Source organism: Mycolicibacterium sp. XJ662, assembly GCF_053484035.1.
In genome coordinates this window covers 994637-1012941 of sequence record NZ_JBEFTL010000001.1, presented here as the reverse complement: position 1 = coordinate 1012941, position 18305 = coordinate 994637, and the positions used below count along the sequence as shown (strand labels likewise).

Here is an 18305-nt window from a genome sequence, read left to right as displayed (position 1 = left end):
AAGTGAACAATCTGTTGCTATTATGCCTGCGGTCGATCCCCGTCCCCTCTGCCCGACACCTCCTAAGGAGCGACGTTGAGCTCTGCTGCCAGCCTGAAGATCTCCATGGGTCTGCCGACGCTGTTCCCGCACGGGCGCGAGACGGAGCTGGCGTGGTACCGCAAGATCGACGAGGGCCCGTGGGACGGGCTCGTCACCTACGAACGGATCGTTTATCCGCACAGCTGGTCGGTCGTGCCGCAGCTTGCCGCTGCGGCGGCGATGACCGAACGCGTTCGACTCTGGACCGACGTCGTCGCACTGCCGATGCGCAACCCTGTCTTGTTCGCCAAGGACCTGGCGACCATTGACGTCCTGTCGGGCGGGCGCCTGACGCTCGGGGTCGGCATCGGCGCGTGGGACGAGGACTATCTCGCAGTCGACAGTCCGCTCGACCGAAAGCGGCAGCGCATGGACGAGGCCGTCGCGGCGATGCGCAGCGTGTGGGGCCAGGAGCCACCCGTCGACGGGCACTTTCCAGTAGGGCCCGTGCCCACCCAGAGCGACGGCATCCCGCTCGTCGCCGGCGTGATCGGCCCGAAGGCACTCGCTCGCGCCGCACGATGGGCCGTCGGGGTGAGCGACCCTGCCCATTCACTGCACTTCGACGCCGAGGCGTTGGCCGCTCAGCGCGAACGTGTCATCCAGGCGTGGCAAGCGGCAGGCAGGACCGATCGGCCACACTTTTCCGCGCCGGTCTGGTTCGCGCTCGGCCCCGACCCAGAGCAGCAACTCCGGGAGCACGTCAAAGACTTCTGGGACCAGGAGGTTGCCTCCGTCGGAGACGGCGCCTCCACCTACTTGACGACCCCGGGCGTCGGGACGATGAACTGCGGAGCGGCCGGCCTCCTCGCGGCCGTCAACGGCGCACGCGAGGCGGGGCTCGACGAGCTCAGGCTCATCCCGTCGACCACCGACCTCGATGAAATCGATCGAGCGCGCGATGTGCTCGGTATCTGATCCCGGATTAGCCGATAACGGTGCGGCATCAAAATTGACGCAGCGCCTGCGTGGCTCCCTAATCACAGGCGTCTCATAGTTACCATCGCGCCGTGCAGGTATCCCGCCGTGACGCGCTGCGCTATGCCGCCGCGGCGTCCGCACTAGTCGGTCTCGGTGCCGCCGCGGCTACGCAGGCGCCTGCGGCAAGGGCCGCCGCTCCGACGTTGATCGACTTCGCCATGCGCCAGATTCCGGCCGAAGCCATCAAAGCCGCCGGCCACGCCGGGGTGATCAACTACGTCTCGACCTCACGGCCCGGCTCCAACTTCGGCGCCAAGCCCATCACGCTGCCCTACGCCAAGTCGCTGACCGCGGCCGGTTTGGTGATCGTCAGCAACTACCAGTACGGCAAGCCGGGCGGGACGGCGCCGTCGGACTTCACCCGCGGGTACGCCGGTGGTGTCGCCGACGCGAAGACCGCGTGGCATCTGCACACCGCCGCCGGTGGCGGCCGCACCGCACCGATCTACTTCAGCATCGACGACGACATCGACCGGCAGGCCTGGAATGACCTGGCACTGCCGTGGTTTCGGGGCATCAATTCCGTCATCGGGGCGATGCGCACCGGCATTTACGCCGGCATTCGGCCATGTCAGTGGGCCACCGCCGACGGTGTCATCGGCAAGTCACAAACGCCGGGCCGCGTGTGGGCGTGGCAGACCCGGTCGTGGTCGAACGGGCAGATCTTTCCGCACGCGGTGCTGTACCAGCGCATCATCGACACCGCCTCAAACCCGGGACCGGTGGTCGGCGGCAGCCGTGTCGACGTCAACGACGTCCTGGCCCAGGACTGCGGCCAGTGGAACTTCCATCCCTGACCGGGCGGTCAGCGCGGCAGCGTCGTGATGTGCACGTGGTCGAAGTGGCCGTAACCCGACCCTCGCGGGCCGCCGGGCGTGTAATACGTGCCGCGCCAGATCACGTCCTGTAACCCGAACCGGCCGGCGTTGGCCATCGCGAACGCGAGGATCTCGTTGCCGAGCGCGATGCCCTCGGGGCTGCTGTGGTTGGGGATCATGATGTCGATCGCCAAGCCGCGCGGATGCCACGGTTTCGAATCGGGCCGCACCCCGTCGATATTCGCGATCTGCGGAAACCGTGCGCTGATGGCCCTGGCGGCCAGGACGGTGTTGCGCTGTAAGCCAGCCTCGTTGGCGACGCCGACGGGCAGTGCCTCCGGGATGTCGACTATCTGGGCTGCGGCGAGCGCCGGCGCCGGGTCGGCGGGAGGCTGGCCGGGCATCGCGACGATCGCCGGGTCTTGGGGAGCGGGCGCACTGGGCGGCGGCGGGGGGACCGCGTTGTCGACCGCCGCCTGCTGTTGCGGGGTCAGCGCGGAGTACTGCGCCTCCGCGGCCGCGATCTGACGCATCAACTCCTTCCATTTGGTCTGCAGGTCGGCACGCACCGCAGCGGCATGCTCGGCGGCGGCGCGCGCGTCGGCGGCCGACTTCTGCGACGCCTGGGCTGCGGCGGCCGCACGCTCCTGCGCTGCCCGGAAGTTCTTCATCTGATCGGTCGTCGTAGCGGCCACCACCCGCTGCACCGACAGCCGGTCGATCAGGTGTTGCGGCGAGTTCGCGGTCAGCACCGTAGCCATCTGACCGTCGCGGCCGCCCATGTAGTTCATCGCCGCGATCCGGTCGACCGCCGCCTGGAAGGGCGCGAGTTGGGCGTTGGCCGCCGAAAGGGCGTCGAGGTCGGCGCGGTGGCGGTCTTCGGCGGCCTTCTGGTCGGCCAGCCGGGCGTCGACGTCGCGCTGCGCGGCCGTGACGGCCTCGCGGGTCTGCACCGCCTGGCTGGACAACTCGTTGAGCTTGGCCAGTGCGTCCGCCGCCGGGTCGGCCGCCACGACACCCATCGACACGGCGAGCACCATCACAGCGGCCGCCGCACCACACGCAATTCGCCGAAGTGAATGACGCACCCCGGTCATCTAGATTGCCACGATCCTTCGCTGCAAGGACCGGTCTCGCGGCCCAGCTTCTATGTCCCGGGACAGGTTACGAAGTGGTGTTGCCGATGTCCACTCGTCTCTGAGGTTGGGACGCTTCCTTGCGGGGTAGCTGTGTCAGCGGGAGGTAGCTGATCATGCCAACCGCGTCGACGGGATAGCATCACGTCACCGCGATCGCCACCGATCCACAGCGCAACGTCGACTTTTACCACACCGCGCTGGGGCTGCGATTGGTGAAGAAGACGGTGAACTTCGACGCGCCGGACACCTACCATCTCTACTTCGGTAACGAGTCCGGCGAACCGGGAACGCTGGTCACGTTCTTTCCATGGCCCGGCACCGCGTGGCCGCCGCGGCACCGGGCAGACCACCACTGTCGCGTTGTCGGTACCGGAGGGCACGCTGAGATGGTGGCGCAATCACTTGTCAGCGCTGGGAGTGGAAACCGGTGAGCCGACTACCCGCAACTCGGAGGAAGTGCTGACGGTGCGCGACCCCGACGGGTTGTTGCTGGAAATCGCCGCCCACCCCACGGGCGACTCCCGCCCAGCGTGGGAGGACGGCACGGTCCCCGTCGAACATGCGATTCGCGGCCTGCACTCGGTCACGCTGACCGAGGCGGGATACGAAGACACGGCGACCCTGCTGACCGACACGATGGGTTTTCGGTCCGTCGACGAGACCGACCGCCGGTTCGGCTTCCTCACCGGCGACAGCGGTGCCGGAGCGCGCGTGGATGTCGTCTGCTCACCCGAGTCCCCGTACGGGCTCGTGGCCGCCGGCACCGTGCACCACATCGCCTTTCGCGTCGCCGATGACGCGCAGCAACAGCGATGGCGCGAGACCCTGCTCGCAAGGGGTTGAACGTCACCCCGATCCTCGATCGGAAGTACTTTCAATCGATCTACTTCCGCTAGCCCGGCGGAGTGCTGTTCGAGTTGGCGACCGATCAACCGGGTTGCAGCGTCGACGAACCGCTGATGGAACTCGGCCGGGCCCTCAAACTGCCGCCCTGGCTCGAACCCGATCGAGCCACCATCGAACGCTCGCTGCCGGATCTGAGATCGCCTGGGCCCGACGACCCGCTCGCCTTCGACAAGCTTTAGTCATAGATGACGTCGAGTCCGCGGCGTTTGAGATCGGCCAGGCCGTCGCGCATCGCTTGGAGCTGCTCTTCGGAATGACCGGTCCAGTCGGTGATCTCGCCGACGATGCGCACCGGTTCGCGGGTGCGGTAGGAGCGCGTCGGATTGCCCGGCAATTTCTTGTCCGTCACGTTGGGATCGTCTTCCAGCGCACCCAGCGGTTCGACGATGTAGACGCGGCCTCTTCCGTCTCCCCTGGCCAATTCGGCTCCCCACACCGCGGCATCCAAGGTCTGGGTCACATACACATGGTTCATGACCCGACCGTCCTCGTAGTTCGAGAAGCGGCCTGGAACAAGCAGATCGCCAACGGACAGGTCGGCTTTGGTGCCGTGCAGGTATGCGCCGGACTCGTGTACTTCGAAGGGTTTGGGCGGCGTCGACACTTCGACCTCCATCTGTCGCAAGTTCTGGGCCGCCAGATTGTGCCGCGGGAACGGGGCCTTGCCGCAAGCCCCCCTCCTCGCCATATAGTGAGGATGGGACAAGCGGACTGCCGATCATTCGTCGAATATGGCGACGGCCCGTGTCCAGCCGGCGGACGCGGCATGCACCTTCACTGGAAAGCAGCAGACCTCAAATCCATTGTCCGGCAGCGCCTCCAGGTTATGGAGCTTCTCCAGATGGCAGTACCCGATTTCCCGTCCCGCACGGTGCCCCTCCCAGATGATCGACGGGTCCCGGTCGCGCGAATAGCGCTGCGCGGTATACGTGAACGGCGCGTCCCAGCTCCACGCATCGGTGCCGGTGAGTCGTACACCCCGCTCCAACAACCACAGCGTCGCCTCCCGACCCATCCCGCAGCCAGACGAGACGTAATCCGACTCGCCGTAACGGGCTCCAGCCGCGGTGTTGACCACGACGATGTCCAGCGGCTGCAACTGGTGGCCGATGCGGGCCAGTTCGCGGGCGACGTCATCGGCGGTCACCACATAACCCGCTTCGAAGTGCCGGAAATCCAGCTTTACCGCTGGTTGAAAACACCATTCGAGCGGAACCTCGTCGATGGTGATCGCCGGCGCGCCCCCGTCCATCGTCGACGCGTAGTGATAGGGCGCATCGAGGTGAGTGCCGTTGTGGGTGGTGATCCGGACACGTTCGATCGCCCACCCCTCCCGATCCGGTAGATCATCCACCGTCGCACCCGGGAAGAACGCGACGACCTCCTCGGCGGTGTCGGCGTGGTTGTAGTAGTCGATCTCCGGAAGATGCCCCGGCGGATCAGACGCGATCCCGGCCTGTAACGGCACCGAGATGTCGACGAATCTACGCATTCTGTTCTCCCCCACTCATTTCTGCCGACCGCCCAGCGCCCAACCGACCCTGCAGCTGCGGTCCGACGCGCGAGAACGAGTTCGACCCTATACCGTTCGAGACGGAAGCCGCTCGGGCATTCGGGCGCATCAGCGCCGCAGTACAGGCCCGCGGTCGGACTGGCCGACGGCTGACGGCCGACCTCATGATCGCGTCACTCGCCACCCAGTGATGTTCCGCGCCGAGGTTTGATCACCTGCGGCGGCCACCGTCTAGGGCGCTGAGAGGAAGGCGAACCGCTCGCGCAGCGCATCCTCGGTGTACCCGAAGTCTTCCGGCGCATATCGGTGGCGGCCGTGCGCGTCCCTCGGGTGCGCGCGATGGTAGGAAGCGATGAACTCATCCAGCCGCGTGGGCGGTTCCATGTCGACCGCCGCGTAGATCTGCTCGAGGCACCCGGCGGTGTCGTTGATCAGGCTCGAGTAGTCCAGGTCCACGAACGTGCGCGGTGCGGACCTGCGAAACGCCGCCGCTCGGCGCAACCACAACTCGGTTTGGTCCGCCTGCTGACGACCCACGTCGATCGGATCCACGTCGTCGCTGTATGTCGAGCGATAGACGGCGAACAGGCTGGCGCCCGAGGTCAGCGTGTCGACGATGTCGCGATGGATCTGCACGATGACCGCGCCCGGAAGCGCCTCCACCACATGGTTCAACTCCCCGGTGTGCGCCGGTGCCTTCAACACGAAGCGGCGGCCATCGCCGGATGCCAGCAGTTGCAGGACTTCGCGGTAACGCGCATAGGGCGCGGTAAAGTCCTGACCCGCAAGGAAAGCCGCGTACGACGGCAGACGCAACATGGACGTGAAGCCCCAGTTACGCAGATCCGTGCCCATCGCCAGGACACACTCTTCGGGCAGATCCGGCCCGGAGGGGTGGATGACCTTCATGTCCGGGTTCAGCGTGTGCAGCAGGTGGTTTCCGTCGTTCGCGCCGACGGCTGGACGGTCCTGTTCCGGACCGGCGAACCGCCACGGCGCCGTCAACTCGGCCGGTAAGGGTGCGTGCAACCGCGGATCGGTGCCCAACAAGCGGAACAAGAACGTCGTACCGGTACGCCACCCGCCGATGATGACGATCGGTGGCGCAAGCTGGATTTCACGAACCTCGGGGTGGCCGCGGAGATAGGACGTCATCCGCGCGCCGGCAGTCAACCGGTGTTGCGCCATCTGCAGGGCCATCTGGATACCCAGCGCGTTGAGACGGCCCTCCTCTTCGGCTGACTGCAGGAAGTTCTCTAGCCCCTGCCGCCATTCTTCGGAAAAGTCGTCGGGAGAGTACTTTCCGTGCCTGGTCGCCCCCGTTCGACGATGGTCGCCGGATCGAACCGGTACCGCTCGGGCCGCTCGGCTCGGTCCTTCTCCGCGTGCGCGTACAGCTGCTGCGCCTCGGCACTGCGCGGCGTCGGACTCCAGGCCATCACAAGCCTTCGAGTTCGGACAGAGTCACGCGTCGCGCGGTCGGCAGTGCCGGTTCGTCGACAGGTTGCAGGAACCGCATCACGAACAGACCGAAACGTCTGCCCTCGGTATCGAGCCAGTCATAACCTTCGACCCCGGGGGCGCGGGCCGCCAGCACGAACCGGAAGTGCCCGTCGTCGACGGTAGTGGAGGCAGCCGAGTGTGTAACTGTGTGGCGTCGGTAGTCCAGCGAGTTCAGAAATCTGTTGTACAACACGATGTTCCAGTGCCTGCACCGCGGCAGCGACCCTTCGATGACGAGGGCTTCGTCGTCCTCGAGCTGCCAGGCTCCCCGCAGGTAATGGATCCCCGGTTCGGTGAAGGCCGCGCCGCCTGTCATCGCACTCCAGTGCCGGACCGTATTCGGTGTCTTCATATCGCCGGCCGCTGCGGCCGCGAACACGTCAGGCAGATACCCCAGGAACGCTCCGAGCTTGGTCAAGTCGCGCTGCAACCGGGATGGGTCGACGGCAGAGGCGGCCTCTTGTCCCTGCACCACGTCGATACGACAACTGCCCGGATCGACGGGGTTGCTCCCGGTGTGTACGTAGCGCACCCACAGCGACGAGGACCCGTCGGGCAGCTCGAGGTGGTTGGCGTCGGAGGACAACAGGACTTCGAAGTCGCCGTTGTCGTCGATGGCCATCGAATCGGTGTCGGTGCGTGCGACGGCTGCGGCGTTCTCGATCGTTCCGGCGTACACCGTCATCGATTGGTAGACAGAGTCGCCGACGTTTCCGGTTATCCGGTACACGCAGTCGTCACGGATATCGGTGATCCAGTAGCGGTAGTCGGGGTTGTCCATGAAGAACCGCTCACGCCATCCGTTGAACGGCACGAGTTCCGGTCTGTCACGGCTACTTTCAAACCGGCCGAGCAGGTTGTTCGCCGCGCGCACCAATGCGCGGAAACCGTCTGCCCGGTCGATGGAATCCAGGTCCGCAGTGGACTCGTCGAGGCGTCGGCCCGCATCGCGCAAACCGTCGACCAGCTTCTCCCAGCCCTCGATCGGCGGAACCTGGCCGCTTTGGCCGGAGTCCGCGTCAACGCCATCTGGGCTCATTGGAAACGGATGCTATCGATGCCGAACTCGGTGGTCAATGTGCCAGAGGGGCAGAATTGACACCTGTCAAAAATTTAGTAACGTAGCGGGTGACGCAGTTCACGGAACGGTAGGCGGACATGGCTTCTTTGCCCTCGGTGGCGATCATCGGCGCAGGCATCAGCGGTTTGACGACGGGTAAGAACCTCGCGGACGTCGGGATCGAGTACGACTGCTTCGAGTCGTCTGACCGGATCGGCGGTAACTGGGCGTTCCGCAACCCGAACGGGCACTCGAGCGCTTACCGCTCGCTGCACATCGACACGTCGCGCGAGTGCCTGTCGTTTCGCGACTTTCCGATGCGCGACGACCTCCCCGACTTTCCTCATCACTCCCAGATCAAGGAGTACCTCGACGACTACGCCGCCGCCTTCGGTCTGTTGGATCGGATCCAGTTCCAGAACGGCGTGAAGCACGCACGCCGGCTACCTCGCGGCGGCTGGGAAGTCGATACCGAGGATGGGCGGACGCGACGCTATGACGCGCTGGTCGTTGCCAACGGGCACCACTGGGATCCGCGCACACCGGACTTTCCGGGCGAGTTCACCGGCGAGAGCATTCACGCCCACCAGTACATCGACCCCACCGAACCGCTTGATCTGCGCGGCAAACGCATCGTCGTGGTCGGCATCGGCAACTCCGCGGCCGACCTGGTCTCCGAGCTGTCCCAAAAGTCTTGGCAGAACACGGTTTACCTATCCACCCGTTCTGGCGCATGGGTGGTGCCGAAGTACATCTTCGGGATGACGGCCGACAAGGTCGCGCGCACGCTGCCCGTGGTTCCGCTGTCGTGGCAACGCCGAGCGATCCAGCCGTTCGCGCGGTTCTTGATCGGTGATCCGGAGAACTACGGTCTGCCCAAACCCAACCATCGGTTCCTCGAGGCGCACCCCACCCAGTCGGCTGAGCTGCTCATGCGGTTGGGGTCCGGTGACGCGACCGCGAAACCGAATATCGAACGCCTCGAAGGGTGTTCGGTGGTGTTCGTCGACGGTTCGACGGTGGAAGCCGACGTGATCATCTACGCGACGGGATACAACATCACGTTCCCGTTCTTTGACCGCAGCTTCCTCGAAGCCCCCGACAACCGGTTCCCGCTGTACAAGCGGATTCTCAAACCGGGCATCGACGACCTGCTCTTCATGGGGTTCGCGCAGGCGGTGCCGACGCTGTTCCCGTTCGTCGAGTGCCAGGCCCGGCTGGCCGCCGCGTATCTGGCGGGCACCTATCGGCCGCCGTCGGAACGGCAGATGTGGCGCGTCATCGCCGCCGACGAACGTCGGTACGTCGGACACTTCGCCGACAAGCCGCGCCACACCCAGCAGGTGGATTACTGGCATTACGAACGCAATATGCGCAAGCGTGAGCTGCCTGCCGGACGGCGCCGCGCCGAGAAGCTCGGACCGGTCCAGCTGGCCGGCCGGGTCAGCGCGGCCGCCGATGCCGTCGGGGCCTGAATCCCGCGTTGCGGAACCGCAGTAGCGGGAATAGGGCGCAGAACGAATAGTGTTGACAGCTCTGCGCTGACTCAGCCTTTGAAACGCGCACTCCGCAACGGGCGAACAGGACTTCATGACTGCGAACCGACCGAAACTGTTCACCGGCCTAGTAGTTCTCGCACTGATTTGGTCGGTACCGGGCTGCGCGTCAGACACACCGCCGGCGGAGCCGTCATCATCCGATCTGGCACGGTTCTACTCACAACAGATCGCCTGGGAGGCGTGTGAGGGCTACGCCAACACCTCGATCGAGAGCGCCTTCTTCGCCCAGGTGCCGACCATGGAATGTGGACGCGTGGAAGTACCACTGAATTACCAGGATCCAGTAGGCAAGACGGCGCGACTCGCCGTCGCACGCGTTCCCGCCCACGGCGAGCCCGTCGGCTCCTTGGTGATCAACCCCGGGGGCCCCGGCGGTTCAGGGTTGTTCGCCACCGCGGCGACGGCGATGTCGCTCCCGGATGCTCGGCTGACCGAGCGCTTTGATCTTGTCGGTTTCGATCCACGCGGCGTAGGCAGCTCGGAGCCTGCGATCGACTGTTACACCGATGCCGAAGCCGATCGCGGCGACTTCCTGCTGAGCACGCAAGGCACCACCGTGCAATGGAGCGAGCAGGATACCGAAGACATCCTCGACCGGTGCGCCGAGCGCTCCGGTGGCGTCGACGTACTCACCAGCGTCGGCACCCGTGATGCAGCGCGTGACATCGACGTGCTGAGGGCCGTACTCGGTGATGAACAGCTCACCTTCCTGGGGCAGAGCTACGGGACGCGGCTGGGCACCGTGTACGCCGAACAATTCCCGCAGAACGTGCGCGCGATGCTGCTCGACGGCGGCACCGATCCGACTCAGGGCACCTTCGAACGCCGGGTTGGCGCGTACGCGGGATTTCAGCGGTCTTTCGAGCAGATGGCCGGGTTCTGTGCCACACAGGTGGATTGTCCGCTGGGCAATGACCCAACCAGTGCTACCGAGGCGTTTCACCAGATCGTGCGCCCGCTCTACGGGCAACCCGTGCCGGCGCTGGACTCCGAGCTCGGCTTTGACGAGGCGATCGGCGGCGTCATCGCCGGGCTCTACACCGACGCGGCGTGGCCCCGAGTCATCACTGGCATAACCCAGTTGCAGCAGGGACGCGGCGACGAACTGCTGCAGCTCAACTACGACTTCTCCCTGCGCGACGCCGAGGGACGCTGGCCCAACTTCGCCGAGGCGCTTTATGCGATCAACTGTATGGACGAGGACCGGCTCAGCGAAGAGCAGGGTAATGCGTTGCGCACTAGGATCTTCGAAGCTGCGCCGTTCATGGACCCCGGCGTCGCTCTCACCGGCGCCCGCGATGGGTGCGAGCATTGGCCGACCGAGCCGACGCTGGGCTTCCCGTACGCGACGGACATCGAGGGGTTACCGACCACGCTGGTCGTCTCAATCACCGGCGATCCCACCACACCGCACGTCGGCGGCGTGAAGCTCGCGGAGATGCTCGGCAGTGCCTTGCTCACCGTGGAGGGGGAAGGGCACACCGTCGTTATGGGCGGAACGAACCAGTGCGTCAACGAAATAGCCGCCGACTACCTGATCGATCTCAAGCTGCCGCCGCAAGGTGCATCCTGCGCGCTGTGACGCCGCGGCGGCGGGCGGCTTTGCCTACGAACTCAAGCGCGGCCCTCCGTACTGAGGAAGAACCTGACCATCTCGGTCGACGCGTCGGGCCCCATCGGGTCGGTGTGAGAACCCACCGGGCTTCCGCCGTACCACGCGTGTCCGCCCCCATGCACCATCCAGGCCTCAGCGAGGACGGCGCCGTCGGCGTCGGTGTGCACGGTGCGCGTGTAGGCGTACTCGGTGGTCTGCCGGTCACGATGCGTCGAGTCCGACACCGAGGCGTCGACGGTGGCCAACCGCGCGGCGACGAGCTTCTCGGCATTCACCGAAGCCACGGTTCCGTCGCGGTCGCCGTGGAACACGATCAACGGCACCGGCCCGCCTGAGGCCGGTGAGCCACCCGTGCGCATAGCCGTGAACGCCGACGCGACGTCACGTGCCGCGCCGTAGGCGAGCCCGGAATGCACTCCGACCCCGGCGTAGAGCTCCGGGTGCGTCGCGGCCATCACCGCCGCCATGGCCCCGCCGGCAGAGAGCCCGGCGACATACACCCGCGCCGGGTCGATCTTGTGGTCGGCCATGATCTGTTGGGTGATCCCGGCGATGATCGCCGGCTCGCCGGCACCCTTCTGCTGGTGCGCGGGAGAAAATCAATTCCAGTAGCCGCCGCTGTTGGCCGCGGCAGACTGCTCTGGGTAGGCGACCAGGAACGTGTGTTGCTCGGCGAGGTCGTTCATCCGGGTGCCCGCGGCGAAGTCGGTGGCGTCCTGCGAACCACCGTGGAGCATGACGACCAGGGGCACCGACGCCCCGGCGGTATAGCCGGTCGGGATGTAGAGGTCATACCTTCTGGTTCCGGCAGCATCGGCGTGGACCAGGTGGCGGATCTCCCCGCCGGGCGCGGCAACCGCCGCAGCAGCCCCGGGCCGCCCGATGCCGCGGCCGGTGGTCGGCAGGTCGGTGAGCAGGTTGGTCAACCCGACGGGTAGCCCCGCGCCGGGCTGCGCGGTCCGCCCGCTGCGGAGCTTGTCGAGCAGCCCAAGGGGACCCGGCCGGGCGCTCGGCTGCGGGCGCGGATTGTGGGGGACGACGGGTGGTCGGCCGTCGGGCGCCTTCGGGCCGGCGTCGGGGGCCCCGCCGGAGCGGCAGGGCCTCTGAGTGTGCGCTGCAGTACCGCGACCGCGTCCGTGAGCTGTCCTGCTCGAGTGAGTCTCAGTGCTTCGGACATGCCTGCGGTGCGATGGTCGTCCATGAAAGTGCCCTTCGGTGTGATGTCGATGCCGACCGGTCGGTTGGCGCCGGTGAACGGTTCAGGTGGTCGTGCGGTTCGCGAGGGCTGTCTTGACGGCCCTGGGCGCCCGGAAGGCGCCGAGAACCTCGACCGACGCGATCGTCGCCAGCGCGAGTTCGGGGCTCACGTCGTCGCCGATCGTCGCCAACCCGAGCACGCGTAGGTCGATCGTCTGCCCCGCGTCGCGAAGTGTCTCGAGGTCACGACGGCTCAGGTGCTGGGTGCCCAGTACCAGTGTTCGGCGCGCCACCGTGTCGGTTACGGCGTCCGCCAGGCTGTCGAGTTGACGCCGGATCGCTGTGCGGATGAAGTCAGTGCGGTTGGCGTAGAAGCTCTCAGCGACAAGTAGGTCGATCTGGCCGAGGTCGACCAAGCCCACGTTGATGGTGATCTTCTCGCTCTTTTCGACCTCGGCCATCATCCCTCCAACATCTGACAGCCATCCTATAGCCATCTCACAGGATGGTGGGGATTTGGGGGAACCGACTTCGGTGGGCTACGGACGGGCGGTGTTCCGGTCTCGCGCCCGGGCCGCCGTCTCCTCGACCAGACGGGCGATCGTCGCCGGCCGGTCCGACTGCGGCGCATGTCCGGCCATGAGGAGCAGGCGCAAGCGGGACCCGGGAATGAGCGGCAGGTAGCGCACGGTCTGGCCGGCGGCGACCCAGTCAGCCACACCCTGGACCAGGGTGACCGGGCAGTCGATGCGGTTCAGACCGCGGGGAACGTCGAGCATCAGCGCCCAGAGGACCGTGCGTAAGAAGTCGCGCGACTCGGCGAAACCCTCGCGCGCACCGATCGCCTCCTCCGACGAGGTGCTCCACGGCTGCGCCTTGAGCGGGGCCAGGAGGGCGGCCCGGCCGACCTTCCAACGGGACAGCGGCCCGATCAGCGGTTTGGCCGCGCGCATGACGATCCGAGCCAGTCCCATGTTGGCGCCCTGATAGAGCCGTTCCAGTGGAATGTTCGCACCGGACGGCGCGATCGCCACCACCGACCGTGCCCGGCCCCGTACGGCCAGTTCGAGCGCGGTGCGCGCGCCCAGCGAGTTGCCGAGGACGTGCACGCGGCCCAGCCCCTCAACATCGAGAGTCTGCTCGACGGCATCGGTGATCGCCGCCACGGTAGGGCGCTGCTCGAGACGTGGGGACTGCCCGATGCCGGGCAGATCGACATTGATGACGTCGAAGCGGGCGCTCAGCGCGGGAAGGACGGCGGTGAAGTCGCGGCGCGAGCTGCCCAGGCCGTGAAGCAGCAGGAGCGGCTCGCCGCGGCCCATTCGGATGCGAGACAGTGGCGCCTTCATCTGTGGCGGGTACCCGTTGCATGCACCGGCTATGGCATGAGGTCGGTCACCTCCGGCGGGACCCGTACGGGCAAGCAGGCCGAAGACCCTAGAACAGCTGTGTCGTCGATGCGAGAGTGAAATCGCTGCGCCGACAAGCTGGTCGGGTGCCATACCTGGACGGTTATGCGCATGCCGGGGGAAGTGGACCAGTAGTTGGTCGCTGCATCGCTTATGGCGTGCCCGAGGTTTGGAAACCACCGGTCGTGCGGTTATCTGTTCGGGCTATAAGCGCGCTGGCGTTCGGATCAATCACCCGAATCGAGTTGTCGCCCAACTCGATAGCCAACCGAGGTTGACCCTCGCGCCGACAACGGAATAGCCGCCGACTACCTGATCGACCTCAAGCTGCCGCCGCAAGCTGCATCCTGCGCGCTGTGATGCGCGCCGGCCGAATGCGGGTAGTCGAGTTGCCACCACTTGGGCAACATCCATAAGGCAAAGGCCATGATGGATGCCATGGAGTCGAGGTGATCATGGACATCAAGTTGTCCCTGCTGGACCGGTCCCGCACCCGAGACGGTGAGCCCGACTCCGCCGCGCTGCGACAGACCATTCACCGAGCCGCGTTGGCTGAATCGGTTGGATACCACAGGTTTTGGGTTGCGGAGCACCACGGCGTGCCGGGTGTCGCCTCCGGAACGCCCGCCCTCCTCATCTCGGCGATCGCCGAACAAACCAGTCGGATTCGGGTCGGGTCCGGAGGTGTGATGCTGCCCAACCACCAGCCCATCGTGGTTGCCGAGCAGTTCGCGGTGCTGGAAGCGCTCTATCCCGGCCGGATCGACCTCGGTGTCGGCCGCTCACTGGGGTTCACCGCTCCCATCCGGGCCGCGCTGCGCACCGAACGCGCCCCGCTCGAGGACTTCGCCGACGATGTCGCTGAACTGCGGTCCTACCTGCAGGGTGACGCCGAAGTGACGATTCGACCGCAAGTGCCCACCCCGCCGCCGATCTTCGTGTTGGGCACCGGCCACGGCCTGCAACTCGCGGCCCGGTTGGGCTTGCCCGCGGTCGCCGGCGGTCCATTGCTCTGGCGTGGGTCGGCGCCATTCGAACAGTACCGCAACGACTTTCGGCCTGGCGGCGATGGCGACCAACCGTATCTGGTCGTCAGTTTGGATATCCTGGTCGCCGACACCGCAGCCGAGGCTGAAAGCCTGCTGCTGCCAGAGGCCTGGGCAATGGCGGTCAGTCGCGAAACCGGGTCCTTCCCGCCGCTGTCGAGCGTCGAGTCGATAAAGCGACAAGAGATGACCGAACGTCGCCGTCGTGTCGTGACCAAGAATGCCGAGACGGCGATCGTCGGTACCGAAGATCAGGTGGCCGAACGCGTCGAGGAGTTGATCGCCGCAACCGGCGCCGACGAGGTGATGAGTTCGGCCTCCACTTTCGAAACCACCGCGCTGTACGAGTCCGACGCCCGGTTGGCGCGGATCTTCGGTCTGCCCTGACATGCTGGCCGGGAACTATGCCGACGGTTGCCTCGTTGAACTTCCAACGGCTGCAACAGCGGAAATATCTTAAGTTCGAGCTAAGGACATTGTGCGAACCATCGGTAACTCTGACATCAAAGTCTTTCCACTTGCGCTCGGCGCGAACACTTTTGGCTGGACTTCCGACGAGTCCGAATCACAGCAGGTCTTAGACGCCTTCACCGAAGCCGGGGGCAATCTCGTCGACACGGCCGACATGTACTCATCGTGGGTGCCGGGGCACCGCGGCGGCGAGTCCGAGGTGATTCTCGGCCGCTGGTTGAGCGAGCGCCGTAACAGAGATTCGGTGGTGTTGGCCACCAAGGTTGGTGCACACCCCGAATATCGGGGACTGTCAGGGCAAAACGTCGCCGCCGCTGCGGACGCGTCGTTGCGGCGCCTACAGACCGATTACATCGACCTTTACTACGCGCATACCGACGACGAGAAGACACCGCTGACAGAGGCCGCAGCGGCCTTCGACGACCTGGTCAAGGCCGGCAAGGTCCGCCAGATCGGCTTGTCCAACCTGGCTCCGGACCGGATCGCGGAATGGATTCGGATCGCGCAGCAGAACGGCTACGCGGCGCCGGTGGCCCTGCAGCCGCACTACAACCTGGTGCACCGCGCCGACTACGAGCAGGGCTACGCGCCGCTGGCCCACCAGAGCGGTCTGGCGGTCTTCCCGTACTACTCGCTGGCGTCCGGTTTTCTGACCGGGAAGTACCGCAGCGCGCAGGATGCCGAGGGCGTCCAGCGCAGCGCCATGCTCGGCTCTTATCTCACCGACGACGGCTTTGCGGTGATCGACGCTTTGCAGCAGGTTGGCGCCGGCCGCGGCATCTCGCCGACCGCTACCGCGCTGGCCTGGCTGCTGAGCAAACCGGGCATCACCGCGCCGCTGGCCAGTGCCCGCACCACCGAACAGCTGCCGGATCTGCTGGCCGCCGTCGGCGTCGAGCTCGCTGCCGACGAGATCGCCACGCTCGACGATGCCTCGCGCGTCTTCGCATAGCACCGCGTTTCATCCCGTGCGACGCTGACCGAACGAGTTGAAACCTCGTTTGCCGTAAGGCCTGACACGCCGAGCCGGGCTAGGTACTGTCCCGAACATATTTAGCGGTATGTCCGACGAGCCGTAGCCACCCGAGGACCCCGCGCGAAGAGACGGGCGACGGCGCTGGACCAAACGGTGGTCGACGACGAGCAACCCGGACTCGCGACCGCTTCGACACCTCGCAGGCAAGCCCTGCGCTACCGGTTCAGGGTCGCCGTTCGCCGTCCGACGACGGTCCTCGGCCTGCTCGGGCTGGTGCTGTTCGGCTACCTGATCGTGGTGCCGATCGTGACGATGGTGATCCAAGGGGTGACCGTCGGCCCGAGGGACACGTTGATCGTGCAGCGGCCCGAAGGCTCGCTGACGTCGTACTACCTCTGGCGGGTGTTCCTCTCACCGGTCTCTGGGGACCTGTTCTGGCGGCCGTTGCTCCACACCGTGGTCGTCGGCGCGTGCTCCGTCGTCTTGTCGCTCCTGGTCGGCGGTGTGTTCGCGTGGCTGCTGGCGCGCACGGACCTCTTCGGCCGCCGCTGGTTCAGCACGGCGTTGATCGTGCCCTACATGCTGCCGACGTGGGCGTTCGCGCTCGCGTGGAGCACGATCTTCAAGAACCGCACGGCGGGTGGTCAACCCGGTTGGCTCGAGTCGATCGGTTTCACACCGCCCGACTGGCTGGCCTACGGCGGTGTTCCGATCACCATCATCTTCACGCTGTACTTTTCGCCTTTGGTCATCCTGTTGGTCGGCAACGCCCTCGAACGCTTCGACCCGCAGTTGGAGGATTCGGCACGATCGCTCGGAGCCGGCTACCCGACCGTCGTCCGCACCATCGTGGTGCCGCTGATGCGGCCGGCCATCCTCTCGGCCGCCACCTTGATCCTGGCGAAGGTTCTCGGCGAATTCGGGGTGACCTACATCCTCGGACTGCCCACCGACTTCAACGTTCTGGCGACCTCGCTGTACCGGAACATCTCGACGCGGGACACCGGCGCCGCGGCCGTCATCGCCAGCGCCATCATCGTGATAGGTCTGCTCTCGCTATGGGTCGACGTGCACTTTCTCAAGCAGGCGCGGCGCTTCGTCACCATCGGGGGCAAGGGGTCGATGAACAGGGTCCGGTTGCTCGGCAGATTCCGGAAGCCGGCCACCGCGCTTTGCGCAATCGCGTTTGTTTTCAGTGTGATCGTCCCCGTCGGTGTTCTGCTGCTCTCCACACTGATGCGCCGTCCCGCCGACTTCTCACTGGACAACTTCACCGTTGCCTACTGGTTCGGCCACGACCTCGATACTCCGGGGTTCACCGACGGAATCCTGGTGAGCGGCGCCGTATGGTCGGCGGCTTGGAACACGTTCTGGATCGTCGGGGTCGCAGCGGTGTCGGCGGGCATCCTGGGGCAGCTCGTCGGCTATGTCGTCGTCCGCTCACCCAACCGCCTGCTCGCAACCGCGTTGCGCCAGTTGATGTTTCTTCCGTATCTCGTCCCTGGCATCGCCTTCGCGGTCGCCTACCTGTCGCTGTTTGCCGTGCCACGCGGACCCATTCCGGCGCTCTACGGCACGGCCGCCATCCTGCTGCTGATCTACATGGCCGAGCAGATGCCGTTCACTTCGCGCGCCGGGATCTCGTCGATGATGCAACTCGGCGGCGACGTCGAAGAGGCGGCACAGGTGGCCGGCGCCGGCTGGTGGCGGCGCATGGCAGGGATCATTCTGCCCATCCAAAAGCGTTCCCTCGCAACGGGCGTACTCTTGCCGTTCATCGCCGGAGTCCGCAGCTTGAGCCTCGTGGTGATCTTGGCGGTGCCGGGCATGGACGTCTTGACCACGTTCGCGATCAAGCTCGTCGACTTCGGGTTCACCCAAGCCGCCAACGGCGTAGTCCTCATCATCTCGGCCGTTGCGTTCGGCGGCACCTACGCCATCCAGAAGACCATGAAGACCGACCTCGGTCGGGGATTGGGTGGATGACCGATGCCCACAATCGAACTCAGCAGCGTCACTAAGCGATACCCC

Annotated in this window: 16 protein-coding genes and 2 pseudogenes; 10 read left to right on the top strand and 8 right to left on the bottom strand. The window is 66.0% G+C overall.

Going from position 1 to position 18305, the window contains the following annotated elements:
* The first annotated feature begins 75 nt into the window (after positions 1-75).
* Together ABQE93_RS04655 and ABQE93_RS04650 are read left to right on the top strand one after the other, a co-directional pair.
* Complete coding sequence (locus ABQE93_RS04655) at positions 76-999, top strand: LLM class flavin-dependent oxidoreductase (protein WP_448406096.1); 924 nt, start codon at positions 76-78, stop codon at positions 997-999.
* A gap of 92 nt (positions 1000-1091) precedes the next feature.
* Entirely contained in the window at positions 1092-1859 is a 768-nt protein-coding gene (locus ABQE93_RS04650; RefSeq protein WP_448406095.1) for a DUF1906 domain-containing protein, read from the top strand.
* Between the two features lie 8 nt (positions 1860-1867).
* Here the strand turns inward: ABQE93_RS04650 and ABQE93_RS04645 are convergent, their stop codons facing one another.
* Complete coding sequence (locus tag ABQE93_RS04645; RefSeq protein WP_448406094.1) at positions 1868-2977, bottom strand: coiled-coil domain-containing protein; 1110 nt, start codon at positions 2975-2977, stop codon at positions 1868-1870.
* Positions 2978-3168: 191 nt separating this feature from the next.
* Between ABQE93_RS04645 and ABQE93_RS04640 the strand changes: the two are divergent.
* The 3 genes and pseudogenes from ABQE93_RS04640 to ABQE93_RS04630 form a co-directional block, all read left to right on the top strand.
* Positions 3169-3450: pseudogene (locus ABQE93_RS04640) on the top strand (VOC family protein); the annotation flags it as partial.
* Positions 3422-3862 carry a VOC family protein gene (locus tag ABQE93_RS04635; RefSeq protein ID WP_448406093.1) on the top strand — a complete coding sequence of 147 codons (441 nt, stop codon included), beginning with the start codon at positions 3422-3424 and terminating at the stop codon, positions 3860-3862. The pseudogene ABQE93_RS04640 and the gene ABQE93_RS04635, both read left to right, overlap by 29 nt.
* 62 nt (positions 3863-3924) lie before the next feature.
* A complete protein-coding gene (locus ABQE93_RS04630) occupies positions 3925-4104 on the top strand; it encodes a VOC family protein (protein ID WP_448406091.1) in 180 nt (59 codons plus the stop codon).
* On the opposite strand, the gene arr is transcribed toward ABQE93_RS04630, so the two are convergent.
* The 4 genes from arr to ABQE93_RS04610 form a co-directional block, all read right to left on the bottom strand.
* Positions 4101-4541 (bottom strand): NAD(+)--rifampin ADP-ribosyltransferase, encoded by a 441-nt coding sequence (gene arr / locus ABQE93_RS04625; protein WP_448406090.1) that lies wholly within the window; start codon positions 4539-4541, stop codon positions 4101-4103. The two genes, ABQE93_RS04630 and arr, sit on opposite strands and share 4 nt — an antisense overlap.
* 102 nt (positions 4542-4643) lie before the next feature.
* On the bottom strand, positions 4644-5417 hold the full coding sequence (locus tag ABQE93_RS04620) for a cyclase family protein (protein WP_448406089.1): 774 nt from the start codon (positions 5415-5417) through the stop codon (positions 4644-4646).
* A gap of 252 nt (positions 5418-5669) precedes the next feature.
* Positions 5670-6638 carry a sulfotransferase family protein gene (locus tag ABQE93_RS04615; RefSeq protein ID WP_448406088.1) on the bottom strand — a complete coding sequence of 323 codons (969 nt, stop codon included), beginning with the start codon at positions 6636-6638 and terminating at the stop codon, positions 5670-5672.
* Positions 6639-6876: 238 nt separating this feature from the next.
* Entirely contained in the window at positions 6877-7980 is a 1104-nt protein-coding gene (locus ABQE93_RS04610) for a DUF1214 domain-containing protein (protein WP_448406087.1), read from the bottom strand.
* 119 nt (positions 7981-8099) lie between these two features.
* Here ABQE93_RS04610 and ABQE93_RS04605 point away from each other — a divergent pair, with 119 nt between their 5' ends.
* Both ABQE93_RS04605 and ABQE93_RS04600 read left to right on the top strand, forming a co-directional pair.
* Complete coding sequence (locus tag ABQE93_RS04605) at positions 8100-9476, top strand: flavin-containing monooxygenase (protein WP_448406086.1); 1377 nt, start codon at positions 8100-8102, stop codon at positions 9474-9476.
* 115 nt (positions 9477-9591) lie between these two features.
* The gene (locus tag ABQE93_RS04600) at positions 9592-11142 is read left to right on the top strand and encodes an alpha/beta hydrolase (RefSeq protein WP_448406085.1); all 1551 of its coding nucleotides are present in this window, start codon (positions 9592-9594) and stop codon (positions 11140-11142) included.
* 32 nt (positions 11143-11174) lie between these two features.
* Here ABQE93_RS04600 and ABQE93_RS04595 read toward each other — a convergent pair.
* The 3 genes and pseudogenes from ABQE93_RS04595 to ABQE93_RS04585 all read right to left on the bottom strand — a co-directional run bounded on the left by ABQE93_RS04595 (position 11175) and on the right by ABQE93_RS04585 (position 13721).
* Positions 11175-12101, bottom strand: a pseudogene (locus ABQE93_RS04595) (extracellular catalytic domain type 1 short-chain-length polyhydroxyalkanoate depolymerase).
* Between the two features lie 333 nt (positions 12102-12434).
* On the bottom strand, positions 12435-12833 hold the full coding sequence (locus ABQE93_RS04590; protein ID WP_448412306.1) for a ribbon-helix-helix domain-containing protein: 399 nt from the start codon (positions 12831-12833) through the stop codon (positions 12435-12437).
* A 78-nt stretch (positions 12834-12911) separates the two neighbouring features.
* Positions 12912-13721: an alpha/beta fold hydrolase gene (locus tag ABQE93_RS04585; RefSeq protein WP_448406083.1), complete on the bottom strand. Its 810-nt coding sequence runs from the start codon at positions 13719-13721 to the stop codon at positions 12912-12914.
* 521 nt (positions 13722-14242) lie between these two features.
* Between ABQE93_RS04585 and ABQE93_RS04580 the strand changes: the two genes are divergently transcribed.
* The 3 genes from ABQE93_RS04580 to ABQE93_RS04570 all read left to right on the top strand — a co-directional run bounded on the left by ABQE93_RS04580 (position 14243) and on the right by ABQE93_RS04570 (position 18260).
* Positions 14243-15214: an MsnO8 family LLM class oxidoreductase gene (locus tag ABQE93_RS04580; RefSeq protein WP_448406524.1), complete on the top strand. Its 972-nt coding sequence runs from the start codon at positions 14243-14245 to the stop codon at positions 15212-15214.
* A gap of 91 nt (positions 15215-15305) precedes the next feature.
* The gene (locus ABQE93_RS04575; protein WP_448406082.1) at positions 15306-16250 is read left to right on the top strand and encodes an aldo/keto reductase; all 945 of its coding nucleotides are present in this window, start codon (positions 15306-15308) and stop codon (positions 16248-16250) included.
* A gap of 177 nt (positions 16251-16427) precedes the next feature.
* Positions 16428-18260, top strand: coding sequence for an ABC transporter permease (locus ABQE93_RS04570; protein ID WP_448406081.1), 1833 nt, complete (start codon positions 16428-16430; stop codon positions 18258-18260).
* Positions 18261-18305 lie beyond the last annotated feature (45 nt).